Here is a 12,733-nt window from a genome sequence, read left to right as displayed (position 1 = left end):
CCAGGCCGAGAGGCTACGTCGCGTGACCGAGCGACATGACGCATAATCGTCGCGTCGGCCATGCCCAAGTATTTCCTGCCATCCGTGTCCAGCCCGGCGCTTCGCCGCCCTGGGCGGCCCTCCCCGGCGCAGGTCAGCGCGCCGACGATCGTGCCTGGGGACCCGCGCGCCCAGGCCATCGGCCGGCAGGTCCTCGACGAGCTCCAGCGTGACTTTCGAGCCCGCATGAGCCAGCCCGAGTCCGCCCCACAGTTCTCCGACGGCGCCGTGTCCCAGTCCCTCCAACGCATCGCGCTGATGCAGACCCGCCGCGCCCCGGCCAGCGGCGCCATCCAGATCAGCGACCCCTCTCAGTCCCAGACCAGCCGCGCCTTTGGCCCCGGGCCGCGCGTCGCCCTGGTCGGGACCGCCGTGCACTGCTGGGCCGAGACCGCGGAGGCCGGCGCCGACGAGATCGTGCTCGGGGGGTTTTGCACCGACCCCTTCGGCAACATCACCCCCCTCGACAGCCAGCTGATCGACTCGGACTTCGACGAGGGCGAGACCGTGCGCTACGAGCACGGCCAGATCTTCGCCTGCGTCGACATCCTCCCGCGCGCGCCGAGCTGGCCGGCCACCTACTCGATCACGCTCACCTTGATCGAGCGCGACTGCGAGGGCTTCGACACCGAGCTCGCCAAGCTCTGGCAGGGCCTCAAGCCACACGTGGACTCGCGGCTGAGCGCCGCGGTCGGGATGGCCTCGGTCGCCTCTCAGGCCGTGCCCACCGTCGCCGTGACCACCTGGGTGGTCGGCTCCTTCCTCGGGTGGATGCGCAGCTGGTCCAAGAACGACCTGATCGGCACGCAGATGATCAGCTTCCAGCTCGAGGGCCTCGACGACGGCGCCTACGCCCGCGCCGGGCTGCTCAGGCCCCAGCCCTTCCGCCTCGACTTCGCGGGCGCGGGCGGGCACTACACCGTCGACGCCTACCTGACCTTGCTGCGCTGAGCCCCGACCGCCCCTCCGGCCGCGGGCAAGACCAGCCAGCGCTCAGCGAGCCAGCTCGTCGAAGACGCCGGCCAGGGCCCGGGTGGTCGCCGGCGCGCCGTAGCTGGCGAGGGCGTCCTCGTCCGGCGTGAACGCCCGCTCGTTGCGAGCGCGGGCGTCGATCGCCGCGTCGATCAGCGTCGCCACGCCCTCGACGTCTCCAGGCCGCACCGCCCGCCCGGCCCCGCAGCCCTCGACGATGTCCGCGAGCTCGCCGGGCTGGCTCAGGCAGGCCACCGGCGCGCGGGCGAGCAGGTAGTCGTAGAGCTTGGCTGGGATGTAGAGCGTCTCGTCGCCGTAGGCGACCAGGACCGCGAGGTCGGCCGCGGCGAGCCGGCGCAGGCCCTCGGCGTAGGGCACGAAGACGCCGTGGACGAAGCGCTCGCTCAGGCCGAGGGAGGCGGCGAGCTCGAGGTCCGCCGTGCCCACGCGGCCGAGGTTCTCGAGCACCACCGCGGGCGCCTGCGGCCTGCGCTCGCGGACGGCGGCCATGGCCCGGAGCACGGTCTCGAGCCGGCGCGGGCCGTAGCAATTGCCAAAGTGCAGCAGGCGGATCGGCGCGTCGGCGCCTCGCTCGTGTTCGGGCTCGGGCTCGGGGCGCTGCGCGGGATCGAAGGCGTTGCGGATCGCCAGCATGCGATCCGCCGGGAGCTCCGGGTAGAGCTCGCGGTAGGACGCCAGCGCGCTCTCGCAGTTGAGGATGACCTTGTCGGCAGCGTGAAAGAGCCGGCTCTCGACGCGACGGTCGACCTCGAGGGCCCAGCGCGCGCGCCGACGCTGGAAAAAATTGATCGTCCAAGGATCGCGCAGATCCAGGACCAACGGCTTGCCCAGCGCGCGCGCGACCTGGTGACCCTGGACCAAGGTCGCGTAGGGCGAGCTCGTCGCCCAGACCACGTCCGCCTCGACCTCTCGGCCCAGGCGCGTGGCCTCGCGGACCACGTGGGGGAGCATCGCCAGATCCGGCCCCACGGGCAGGCCGAGCAGGCGCCGGCGCGGGCTCTCCTGGGTCGGCTCGGCGGGGCTGCGGACCGGGGTAGAGACCGTGCCGTCGGAGGGTCGGCGGCCGATCTCGCGGAACCAAAACGGCTCGTAGACCCGCTCGACGCGGGTGCCCTCCGGCAGCTCCAGGGGCGCGTCGTCGACGGGGCGGCGCTCGGGGACGCGACCCGTGAGCACCGCGGCTCGCCAGCCCTGCTCGGGCAGATAGCGCGCGAAGCGGTACGCCCGCTTCCCCCCGACGTCGAACATCGGGGGGAAGTAGCGGGAGATCATCAAGACCGTCCGCTGGCGCGCGCCCATGTGTCTGCCCGAAGGCGCCGAGGGCTCAGCCCCCAGCGCCCTCCACGGCCGCGCTGGCGACCTCGTTGAGCACCTTTTGAAAGCGCTTGGCCGCCCCGGCGGGGTCGGGCACGGAGCCCTCGGAGAGCGCGGCGAGATCGTGGAGGATCTCGATCCACTCCGGCAGGCGCAGGTCGTCCTTGTTCTTCTCGCTCAGCCCGCTCGCCGCCTTGACGAAGGGGTGGTCGGGGTTGAGCTCGAGGATCCGCGGGGCGGCCTCGAGCTTGGAGCCCGGCTGCGCCATGCGGAGGATCCGCTGCATGTTGCGGCTCAGGCCGCCGGCGGCGTCGACCAGGCAAGAGGGCGACTCGGTCAGGCGCTTGGAGGCCCGCACGTCGCGGACGCGATCACCGAGCACGACCTTGGCGAGGTTGAGCAGCGGATCGATGGGCGAGGGCTCGCGCTTGCCCTCGTCCTTGGCCGCCTCGTCCTCGCTGTCCTCGTCCGCGTTCTCGTCCGCGGCGTCGTCCTCGGCCGCCTCTTCGAGGTCGCCCTGGGTCACGCTGCGGAAGGGCTTGTCCTCGTACTCGCTGAGGCTCTGGAGCACCCACTCGTCGACGGGGTCGCTCATCAGCAGCACGTCCTCGCCGCGGGCGCGCACGGCCTCGAGGTGCGGGCTGTTGCGCAGCGCCGACTCGTCGGGGCCGGCGATGTACCAGATCGACTTTTGATCCTCGGGCATCGCCGCGACGTACTCGGCCAGCGAGACCAGGGTGTCGCCCTTGGCGACCGAGCGCCAGCGCAGCAGGCCGATCAGCTCCTTGCGCTGACCGCCGTCGAGGTGCACGCCCTCCTTGATGACCGAGCCGAACTCGGTCCACAGCTTGGCGTAGGCCTCGGCGTCCTCCTCGGCGAGCTCGGCGAGCAGCTTGAGCACCTTGCGGGTCAGCTGGCGGCGGATCGCGGCGAGTTGCTTGTTCTCTTGCAGGGTCTCGCGCGAGACGTTGAGCGGCAGGTCCTCGGAGTCGACCACGCCCCGCACGAAGCGCAGGTACTGGGGCAGGAGCGTGTCGCAGTTCTCCATGACCAGCACGCGGCGGGCGTAGAGCTGCAGCGACTTGCGGTCCTCCTGGAACAGGTCCGCGGGCGCGCGGCCGGGCACGAAGAGCAGCGCGTGGAACTGGATCGGCGCGTCGGCCGAGAAGTGCAGCTTGCCCAGGGGCTCGTCGCCCGGGAGCACGAAGCCGCCCATGACGTGCTTGTAGAACTCCGCGTAGTCGCCGTCCTCGAGGTCGCTGGGGCTCTTGGCCCAGATCGCCGAGGCGGCGTTGATCTGCGCGGGGTCGGGGTCCTTGTCCTCGCCCTGCTCGTCGATCACCCGGATCTTGATCGGGTGCATGACGTAGTTGCTGTAGCGCTTGATCAGGCCCTGGAGACGCCAGCGGTCGAGGAACTCCGCGGCCTCCTCCTTGAGGTGGAGCTCGATGGTCGTGCCGCGCTCGCTGCGGGTCCCCGGCTCGAGCGAGTAGGCGCCCTCGCCCTTGCTGCGCCAGACGATCGGCTCGCTGCCCGCCTTGCCCGAGAGGCTGTGGACCACGACCTCGTCGGCGACCATGAAGGCCGAGTAGAAGCCGACGCCGAACTGGCCGATCAGGTTGATCTCGCCGGCCTCGCTGAGGTCTCCGGTGGCCCGGGCCTTTTGGACCTCGGACAGGTATTGCAGCGTGCCCGAGTGGGCGATGGTCCCGAGGTTTCGCGCGGCCTCTTCGTGGGTCATGCCCACGCCCGTGTCCTCGATGATCAGCTTGCCAGTCTGCTTGTTGGCGGTGATCAGGATCTGAGGCTCGAGCTCCTTGCCGGCGAAGCTCGCGTCGATCAGGGCTTGGTAGCGGGCCTTGTCGAGGGCGTCGGCGGCGTTGGAGATCAGCTCGCGCAAGAAGATCTCGCTGTTGGTGTACAGCGAGTTCGTGACGAGCTTGAGCAGCGCGGCGACTTCGGCCTTGAATTCGTGGGCTTCGGCGCTCATGGCGGGGCGCAACCTAAACAGGTCGAGGCGGCGGTCAAGGCGAGGCCAAAAGTGAGTGTGTTCACACCTCTCGCGGCCCAGGCTGTCGACCGGTGTCGACGGATTAAATACGCAAAACCCACCGCCAGCTCGCGCCAGCGGGGGGCTTATCGAGTCGGCTCGCCGAGCGGCGAGCCGACCGGTTCACCGGTTCAGGTGAAGTTGGACAGGCGCGGGCCCGAGTTGGCCGCGAGCCGCCGGTGCCACAGCTGGCCACCGACGTAGGCGTCCTCACGCACGATGTGATCGGTGAGCTTGGCCGTGACCTTGAAGCCCAAGTTGGCGATCACCTGCTGGCTGGGCAGCATGTCGGCGGCGATCAGCGAGAACACGCTGGCCGTCTCGCGGCGCAGCAGCTCGTCGAGCAGGCCCTGCATCAGGAACTCGAGCACGCCCGGATCGGCCTCCTTGTTGGCCCGGGGCGGGGTCATGATGTCGACCTTGGCGTGGCCGAAGGACGAGTCCGTCTCGGCGCCCACCCAGTAGTCACGCTTGCCGGCCCGGCCGTGCACCGCGATGTCGGGGTGGAACATGCCGCGGCGGAAGGGCGCGTAGAGGGCGACCTCGCCGTACTCCTCGGCGATCGCGGCCAGGCGCGCGGTGTCCTCGACGATCTCGATGTTCAAGCCGCGGGGCTTGGTGAGGTTGGGCTCCTTGGCGGTGATCCCCGGGGCGTTGAGCTTGGGCGCGCCGCCTTGGATGGGGTCGCCGTCCTCGGTGTAGACCCGGCTCATCACGTAGGCGTCCGCCGTGCGGAAGTAGCCGGGGATCGCCCCTTCGCGGGAGAAGCCGACGCTGCGCCAGCTCTTGGAGTCTTGCTTCTCGACGACGGTGAAGACCTTGCGCAGGCCCTCGGAGCGCGCGATGCGATCGAAGAAGTCGCGCTTTTGCTGGTAGTTACCGACGCGGTAGTCGAAGACTCGGAGATTGTGATGAGACCGGTTCAGGAGGAAGCAAAAGTCGATATCGCCGCGGCGATAGTAATGCTCCTCGACCGGACCCGCAGGCTCACTCGCCTGTACGGCCTGATTTGCCATGTGTGCTCCGTGAGAGGGAAAAACGCCCACATTCTGGGGCGAAGACGACTTCTCGACCACGTTTGAGACTTTTTGTCAAGAGTATCCGAGAGTCGCCGATACGGAAATTTGATCTCTGAAGACGAGCCGAAACCTCGACTGGACCCCGCGTGCAGCGACCTGAAGCCAATTGACGCAAGGATTTCGAGGGTTTGCGGCCCGTGACGAAGACCGGTAGCGTAGCAGTACCATCGCACACTACCGAAAACAAGGTGACCGTGCGATCTTCGGCCGCCCTACCCTCCCCACCCAGAGTCCCCCTCGTGAGGATCCCTTTGCCCAAGAACGCTCGGCTCTCGAACCAATCCCTAACGGGGTTCGCTGCGCTCGCGCTGGCGTGTGCAGGTGGCTGCCGAGAGAGCCAACCGCCGAGCACCGGCTGCGGCAAGGACACCGATTGCAAGGGTGCGCGGATTTGTATCGAGGGCGCGTGCGTCGCCCCTGAAATGGCGCCGGCGCCAGCGACTCCCGAGGACGCGCAGGCGACGACCGAGCGCGGACGGACCGCCGGCCAGGGAGAACATTGGTTTCGCGGGGGCCCTGGCCACGCGGGCGCGAGCGCGGCGCTCGGGCCCGTCGAGGAGCCCACCCAGCTCTGGTCCGTGGACCTGGGCGCGGTCGTCTTCGCGACCCCGACCCTGGTCGAGATCGACGGCGCGCTCACGGCCTTCGTGGGCACCCACGGTGGGCGCTTCGTGGGCGTCGCGGTCTCGGGCGAAGACGCGGGCAGCGTCGGCCTGGATCTCGATCTCGGCGGACGCATCTGGGCGACCGCGGCCCTCGGCGAGGGGCCCACGCTCTACGTCGGCAACGACGACGACACGCTCTTCGCCATCGATCCGAGCGCGCGGGGAGAGGCCGCCATCCGCTGGCAAAAGCGCCTCGGCAATTGCGAGCAGACCCGCTCGCCCGGGCCCGAGGGCGCGCGCTGTGATGTGGACGGCGGCCCGACCATCGGCCCCGACGGCGACCTCTTCGTGGGCGCCGACGGGGTCTATCGCCTGTCCCCCGCCGGCGAGCTCCGCTGGCACTGGCCGCCCCTCGCCGACGGCCAGGCGCCCGAGGATCAGCGGGCCAAGCACGTGTTCTCGAGCCCCGTCCTGAGCGCGGACGGGCGGCTCTATTTTGGCGGCCAAGACGGCTTCGTCACGGCCCTCGACGCCGAGACCGGCGAGCAGCGCTGGCAGTACACGGTCCGCGCCGACGTCGACGGCTCCGGGGTCATCGGCCCCGACGCGGCCCTGTACATTGGCGCCGACGACGGGCGCATCTACGCCCTGCGTCCCGACGGCAGCCTGCGCTGGAGCTTCGTCGCCCAGCGAGACATCCGCTCGAGCCTCGGGGTCTCCCCCGACGGCCAGCTCTACGCGACGAGCTTCGACGGCAACCTCTACTCCCTCGCCCCCAGCGGCGAGATCGAGTGGGTCCTGGCCACTGGCGGCATCATCCACGCCTCCCCGGTCGTCGACGGCGAGGGCCGGATCTATGTCGGCTCCCAAGACGACCACCTCTACGCCCTGTCCCCCGCCGGCGAGGTGCTGTGGGCCGTGGACGTGGGCGCGGACATCGACAGCTCCGTGGCCATCGCCCCCGGGCGCACGCTGATCGTCGGCGCCGACGATGGCCAGCTGCGCGCCTTTGGGCCGCAAAACTGAGCCTGGGCCCGCGCCCCCGAAGCCGCGCTCGGGCGCCTAACCCGCCCGGCTTTCGCGTTCTCGTCGCGCCTCGCCTTGCCCCGGCCCCCCAGGCGTGCCAGGGTCCGCGACGCTCATGGACCGAGCCTGGAAAGTTCGCGCAAAGCTTCACGTCACTCCTGCGGGCTACGGCTTCGCGCACCCGCTCGAGGGTGAGGAGGAGCGCAATGTATTCATCCCCCCGGGGCACCTGCGCGGTGCCCTCGACGGCGACGAGCTGCTCGTCGCCTACTGGGAGAGCGAGAAGGGCCTCGAGGGCCGCGTCGACGAGATCGTCAAGCGCGGGCGCACCCGGATCGTCGGCGTGCTGACCCGGGCCGGACGCGCGGGGTGGTTGCTCGAGGTCGATGACCCGCGGCTGATCTGGCCGGTGCGCTGCCCCGAGGGCCCCGGCACCGGCGAGCCCGGCAAGATCGTGGTCGCGCAGATCCTCGACTACCCCGCCGGCCCCGACCCCGAGCTCACCGTCCGCGTGCAGCGGACCGTGGGCGAGGCCGGGGCGCTCGAGACCGAGGTTCAAAAGATCCTCATCGAGCACGGCATCGACGACTTCTTCTCCGACGAGATCCTGTCCGAGGCCAAGGCCGTGCCCAGCGAGGTCGGCGAGGACGACCTCGAGCAGCGCGTCGACCTGCGCGGTCTGGCCTTCATGACCATCGACCCCCCCGACGCCCGCGACTTCGACGACGCGGTCTGCGTCGAGCTGCTCGGGGACGACCCCAAGACCGCCGACTACCGCCTGCACGTGGCGATCGCCGACGTCTCGCACTACGTCCGCGAGGGCACGGCGATCGACGCCGAGGCGGTCGAGCGCTGCTTCTCGGCCTACCTGCCCGACCGCGCCATCCCCATGCTCCCCGAGCAGCTCAGCTCGCACATGTGCTCGCTCGTGCCCAAGCAAGACCGCCTGGCCATGGTCGTCAGCATGCGCATCGACGCCCGCGGCGAGACCTCCGACCACCAGGTCCGCGCGGGGGTCATCCATAGCCGCCGGCGCCTGACCTACCAGGAGGTCGCCCGCGCCCTCGACCGCGGCGAGGACCAGCCCCCGACCAACAACGACCCCCTGGGCAAGAAGGCCCGCGAGCGGGTGTTCGCTCTGCGGGCCTGCGCCGACCGTCTGCGCGCCGCTCGGCTGCGGCGCGGGGCCATCGAGCTCGACCTGACCGAGGCCAAGGTCGTCCTCGACGACGACGATCGCAGCCGGATCCGCGACGTGGTCAAGAGCCGCTCGAGCAAGTCCATGGCCCGGGCCTACAACTTGATCGAGGAGCTGATGATCGCCGCCAACGAGGGCGTCGGCGAGCTCGCCGTGGCCCACTCGCTGCCCGTGGTCTTCCGCGTCCACGACAAGCCCGACGAGGAGAAGCTCATGCTCCTCGCCCAGGCCGCGCACAGCCTCGGGCTCGAGATCGATCCCGAGAAGCTCCAGCACCCGCGCGGGATGCAAAAATTCCTGTCCCGGGTCACCGGCCGCGAATACGCCTCGGCGCTCAACATGCTGATGCTCCGGGCCATGGCCCAGGCCCAGTACTCGACCGAGAACCTCGGCCACTTCGCCCTCGCCTCGCGGGCCTACGTGCACTTCACCAGCCCGATCCGCCGCTACCCGGACCTGATCTCCCACCGGGTCATGAAGGCGTGGATCGCCAAGCACGGGGGTCCCTGCGGGCCCGCGGCCCTGGTCCCGCGCATGCCCAAGGTCGCCGAGAGCGAGTCTCAGGCCCTGCGCTCGAGCGAGCGCGAGCGCGAGGTCAGCGCGGCCGAGCGCGAGACCAACAACTTGTTCGCGGCCTTGTTCATGCGTGACCGCATCGGCGACCGCTTCGAGGGCGCGGTGTCTGGGCTCTCGCAGTTCGGGATCTTCGTCCAGCTCGACGCGCCCTTCGTCGACGGCATGGTCAAAGTCGGCGACCTCGAGCGCGACCGCAAAGAGGCCATGCAGCGCGACGAGACCGGCGTGCGCACCGTGGGCGAGCGCAGCGGGTGGACGCTGACGATCGGAGACCGGGTGATCGTCGAGGTCGTCGACGTGTCCGTGGCCCGGCGGCAGATCGACCTGGCGCTGATCGAGACCCTGCGCGCCTGAGCGCGGGGCCCTTGCGGCCCCAGCCAGTCGCGTCAGCGCTCGAAGCGGTAGACCCAGCGCAGCGAGGCCGCGATCGCCTCGCCCTCGGGGCTCCGCGCCGGCTCGAACTCCGCGTGCAGCAGCGCGTCGCGGGCGAGCGTGTCGCACTCGGGATCCAGACCCTGGCGCACCTCGACCTCGCTGACGCGCCCGTCGGCCGCGACCTCGACGTGGAGCACGACCTCGCCGACGAGCCCGCGCTCGACGCTGACCGGGCACACGTACTTGGGCACGAGGACCGGCGTGGGCTCGGCTCGCCAGTCGAGCGGGACCGGGGTGATGGCCGCGGGGGCGCGCGCAGCTGGGGGCGCTTCGTCTTCGCCCTGCTCCCCCGCGTCTCTCTCTACCTGCGCTGCGCCGTTGACGACGACGTCGAGGGTGCAGCAGCGCCCGCCAGCGCAGCTGGACTCGTCGATGGGGCCGCAGCGCAGCGGGCCACGCACCCAGATCGGCTCCGCGATCCGGCAGCGACCCTCGCTGCGACAGCCGCGAAATTCGCTACCGTCCTCGCCCCCCTCCTTGCAGCACAGCTCGAGCTCGCCCCGCAGCGGCGCCTGGGGATCGCCCGCTGGCCGACACGCGCCCAGACCAAAGGCGAGCCCCGCCGCCCCCACGAGCAGGGCGAGGGCCTCGACGCGTGACTGCCTGCGCGGGGCCATGGCGCGCTCAGAACTCGACCGCTACGCCGACCGTGAAGGTGTCGTCGCCCACGGACATGGCCGTCTCGCTGCCAAAGCCGTCGAGGCGCGAGAACTGCCACTCGCCGAAGAAATAGGTGTGGTTGATGCCCGCGAGCCGGTCGAGGTCGAGGGCCACGGCGCGCTCGAGGAAGTCCATGCGCAGCATCAGGCCCAAGTTCGCCTGCCAGCCCACGCTGCCGCCGCGGCTGTCTTCGCCCGCCGAGTTGGTCGTCCGCGAGCCGCCCTTGGTCGCGACCCAAAACCCGTAGGCGATGCCGCCGCGGGCGTAGGGGACCAGCGGGACGTGGAAGCGATCCGCGAGCAGCTCGAAGCGGTAGCCGAGCAGCAGCGTCATCGGGATGACGTGAAAAACGGCCTCGTCGGCGGGGGCGCGGGCGGTCTCCGAGTCCTCGTCGACCTCGGCGAGCAGCGCGTCCGCGGTGTCGCGGAAGTAGCCGATGGTCGTGCCCACGGACAGGGGACCGCCGAGGTTGATGAATTGCCACTCGAAGCCGAGCACCGAGAGCAGCCCCTGGCGGATCGCCCCGTCGAACTCGCCGTACTCGTCGACCTCGCCAAAGACCATGGCGTAGGGCCCGGGGCCCGCCCCCGTCCAGCGCGAGTCGACCCCGGGCAGGTAGGGGCCGAACTTGAGCTCCATCAAGAAGCGCTGGGGCGAGTCACGGCGGCCGTCGAAGGGGTCCTCGCCCAGGGCGCTGCTCTCGTGGGACTGGCGCTGGATGGCGACCACGTCCGGCGTGGCTCGCTCGTGACCCTCGTCGTATTCGACCGCCTCGCTGTCGGCAGACGAGCCCTCGCCATACTCGAGCTCTGGCGGCGGCGGCGGCTCGTCGGCGTACTCGAGCTCGCTGGTGTCGTCGGCCTCGCCGTAGGGGAGGATCGGATCGTAGCGCTCGTCGACGGGCAGCTCGTCCGTGGGCTCCGCAGCTGGCTCGGCGTCCGCAGCTTCGGCGTCCGCCCCAGCTTCGTCCTCGGCCGCGTCCTCGACCCCAGCTTCCTCGGTCCCAGCTTCCTCGGTCCCAGCTTCCTCGGTCCCAGCTTCGTCCTCGGCACCGTCCGCGTCTCCGGTCTCCGAGGGCGGAGGCGGGGGCGCGGCGGCCAGGAGCAACAACGCGGTAAACGCGACCGCGCTCACCCGCGCCTCCGTCGCCGCCACGCGAAGGCGCCGAAGCCCAGGCCGAGGCCGAGCAGGCCCAAGAACCCGCCGAGGACCCCGCGGGCGCCCTCGTCGACGACGCTACAGCTCCAGCCGCTGCCGCAGACGCCGCCTTGGTTCTCGCACTGCTCCCACAGCCCGTCGGTCTCCACGGGGGCGGCCATCACCAGATCCCCATAGACCGGGTTGCCGGCGTAGTCGTAGGCGACGACCAGGAACTGATAGGTCTGCCCGTTCTCGAGGCCCTCGATGCGCGCCGAGCTCGAGCCCGCCGCGATGTGGTTGGAGCACACGTACTCCCAGCCGAGGTTGTAGATCTCGCTGTCGGCGTTGACACAGACCCCGCTCTCGCAGGTCAGGCCGACATCGCAGGTGTCGCTCGTGCCGCATTCACAGCCGACCTCCCCCGCGGTGCAGCCGGTGTCCGTGTCCGTCCCCGCGTCGGTGTCCGTATCCGTGTCGGTTCCGGTGTCCGTCCCCGTGTCCGTCTCGTCGCCGCCCTCGGTGGTGTCGCCCGTGTCGTCTTCGTCTTCGTCTTCGTCTTCCCAGGAGCCCTCGGGGTCGTAGTCCTCACCAAAGACCCCGCCAGGACACAGGTTGTCGCGGGTGTAGTAGATGGTCCCGTTGACGATCGCGCTGATCGAGGGGCTGGGCTTGTCGATGCCGTTGTCCACCGGATCCCCGTTGGCGTCGGCGCACAGCACCCGGTAGCCAGCGATGTCGGCCACCGCCGAGAGCGTCCACGAGATCTTCACCGCGGAGTCGCCGGCCTCGGCCGTGAAGCTCGTCGGCGGGCTGACCGGGGGCACGAAGTCGACGCTGATCCCCTGGGGGCTGTCGCTGTCCTCGGTGTTGACGTTGACGTCGCCCGAGATCAGGAAGTCGCCGTTGGTGCACGAGGTCGTCCCGGAGCAGACCCAGACCCCGCCTTGGGACTCGACGCCGCTGCACTCTCCCGATGGCACCGCCGTCGCAATCGCCTGATCACCGGTCGAGCCGTAGGCCAGCCAGATCGGCTCGAAGGCGTACTCGGGGCCCTGCTGAAACACCGCGGGCGCGGCCGCGACGAGCTGGGCGCAGGGGTAGTAGTTGCTCAGCCCCGGCGAAGCCTGAGCCGTATCGCACTCCTGCCCGACCATGGCGCGCAGCTGCTCGCTGCCGGTGCTGTTCCCGTCCAGCTGGATCTTGGCGATGATCGAGTGGCCACACTCGCAGCGCGCCGTGTTGACGAACTGCTGCATGTCCAGCTCGTCCATCTGGCGGACGCGCTCACCGTACTCGTCGGTGGTGTAGTAAGTGATCTGGAAGTCTTCGCTGGTCGGCGTCTCGGCCTGGGCCGCGGGCGTCAGCCCCAGCCCGACCAGCGCCAGCGCACCGGCGCGGACCAGCCTCCCGGAGCCCAGTGAAGCGGGCGCTCGCTGCGGCAAGGGCCGCACCCGGCCGCCGCGCTCTTTCTCCGTAGCCCTCGGCATCTTCGGGCCATTATGCAACGCAGGTGCCATCACGCCCAGGCCTGGGGCCGAGCCCAGCTGGCGTTCACCGCCCGGGCGCGGGCGCAGCGTTGACAAACTGGCAAGCGTGCGCCCCCACGATGACAACGGGG

The 12,733-nt window shown here is 70.4% G+C and carries 9 protein-coding genes; 3 read left to right on the top strand and 6 right to left on the bottom strand.

Annotation, left to right across the window (positions count from 1 at the left end; translation table 11 throughout):
• Positions 1–84 precede the first annotated feature (84 nt).
• Complete coding sequence (locus G6O69_RS20100) at positions 85–990, top strand: hypothetical protein (RefSeq protein ID WP_172305140.1); 906 nt, start codon at positions 85–87, stop codon at positions 988–990.
• 42 nt (positions 991–1,032) lie between these two features.
• On the opposite strand, the gene G6O69_RS20095 is transcribed toward G6O69_RS20100, so the two are convergent.
• The 3 genes from G6O69_RS20095 to G6O69_RS20085 form a co-directional block, all read right to left on the bottom strand.
• On the bottom strand, positions 1,033–2,331 hold the full coding sequence (locus tag G6O69_RS20095) for a glycosyltransferase (RefSeq protein ID WP_172305139.1): 1,299 nt from the start codon (positions 2,329–2,331) through the stop codon (positions 1,033–1,035).
• Between the two features lie 25 nt (positions 2,332–2,356).
• On the bottom strand, positions 2,357–4,336 hold the full coding sequence (htpG, locus tag G6O69_RS20090; RefSeq protein WP_172305138.1) for a molecular chaperone HtpG: 1,980 nt from the start codon (positions 4,334–4,336) through the stop codon (positions 2,357–2,359).
• 191 nt (positions 4,337–4,527) lie between these two features.
• Positions 4,528–5,412: a hypothetical protein gene (locus G6O69_RS20085; RefSeq protein ID WP_172305137.1), complete on the bottom strand. Its 885-nt coding sequence runs from the start codon at positions 5,410–5,412 to the stop codon at positions 4,528–4,530.
• A gap of 485 nt (positions 5,413–5,897) precedes the next feature.
• On the opposite strand from G6O69_RS20085, the gene G6O69_RS20080 reads away from it, so the two are divergent.
• Together G6O69_RS20080 and G6O69_RS20075 are read left to right on the top strand one after the other, a co-directional pair.
• The gene (locus G6O69_RS20080; protein WP_172305136.1) at positions 5,898–7,106 is read left to right on the top strand and encodes a PQQ-binding-like beta-propeller repeat protein; all 1,209 of its coding nucleotides are present in this window, start codon (positions 5,898–5,900) and stop codon (positions 7,104–7,106) included.
• A 115-nt stretch (positions 7,107–7,221) separates the two neighbouring features.
• Positions 7,222–9,234: a VacB/RNase II family 3'-5' exoribonuclease gene (locus G6O69_RS20075; RefSeq protein ID WP_172305135.1), complete on the top strand. Its 2,013-nt coding sequence runs from the start codon at positions 7,222–7,224 to the stop codon at positions 9,232–9,234.
• 32 nt (positions 9,235–9,266) lie between these two features.
• Here G6O69_RS20075 and G6O69_RS20070 read toward each other — a convergent pair whose 3' ends face one another.
• From G6O69_RS20070 to G6O69_RS20060, 3 genes are read right to left on the bottom strand one after another with little or no spacing between them, the layout of a single operon-like run.
• Positions 9,267–9,932 carry a TonB family protein gene (locus tag G6O69_RS20070; RefSeq protein ID WP_172305134.1) on the bottom strand — a complete coding sequence of 222 codons (666 nt, stop codon included), beginning with the start codon at positions 9,930–9,932 and terminating at the stop codon, positions 9,267–9,269.
• Positions 9,933–9,939: 7 nt separating this feature from the next.
• Positions 9,940–11,109 (bottom strand): MXAN_2562 family outer membrane beta-barrel protein, encoded by a 1,170-nt coding sequence (locus G6O69_RS42270; protein ID WP_172305133.1) that lies wholly within the window; start codon positions 11,107–11,109, stop codon positions 9,940–9,942.
• Complete coding sequence (locus G6O69_RS20060) at positions 11,106–12,602, bottom strand: hypothetical protein (RefSeq protein WP_176396973.1); 1,497 nt, start codon at positions 12,600–12,602, stop codon at positions 11,106–11,108. Before G6O69_RS20060 ends, G6O69_RS42270 begins: the two co-directional genes overlap by 4 nt.
• Positions 12,603–12,733: the final 131 nt, after the last annotated feature.

The sequence above is a fragment of the Pseudenhygromyxa sp. WMMC2535 genome, assembly GCF_011083025.2.
Note: the sequence above shows the minus strand (reverse complement) of the source record. Positions and strands in the feature narration are given on the sequence as shown.

Bases quoted from the DNA above. Each gene is read 5' to 3' on its own strand.
- G6O69_RS20095 (WP_172305139.1), bottom strand. From the start codon at position 2,331: ATGGGCGCGCGCCAGCGGACGGTCTTGATGATCTCCCGCTACTTCCCC.
- G6O69_RS20070 (WP_172305134.1), bottom strand. From the start codon at position 9,932: ATGGCCCCGCGCAGGCAGTCACGCGTCGAGGCCCTCGCCCTGCTCGTG.
- G6O69_RS20085 (WP_172305137.1), bottom strand. From the start codon at position 5,412: ATGGCAAATCAGGCCGTACAGGCGAGTGAGCCTGCGGGTCCGGTCGAG.
- G6O69_RS20080 (WP_172305136.1), top strand. From the start codon at position 5,898: ATGGCGCCGGCGCCAGCGACTCCCGAGGACGCGCAGGCGACGACCGAG.
- htpG (WP_172305138.1), bottom strand. From the start codon at position 4,336: ATGAGCGCCGAAGCCCACGAATTCAAGGCCGAAGTCGCCGCGCTGCTC.
- G6O69_RS20060 (WP_176396973.1), bottom strand. From the start codon at position 12,602: ATGCCGAGGGCTACGGAGAAAGAGCGCGGCGGCCGGGTGCGGCCCTTG.
- G6O69_RS20075 (WP_172305135.1), top strand. From the start codon at position 7,222: ATGGACCGAGCCTGGAAAGTTCGCGCAAAGCTTCACGTCACTCCTGCG.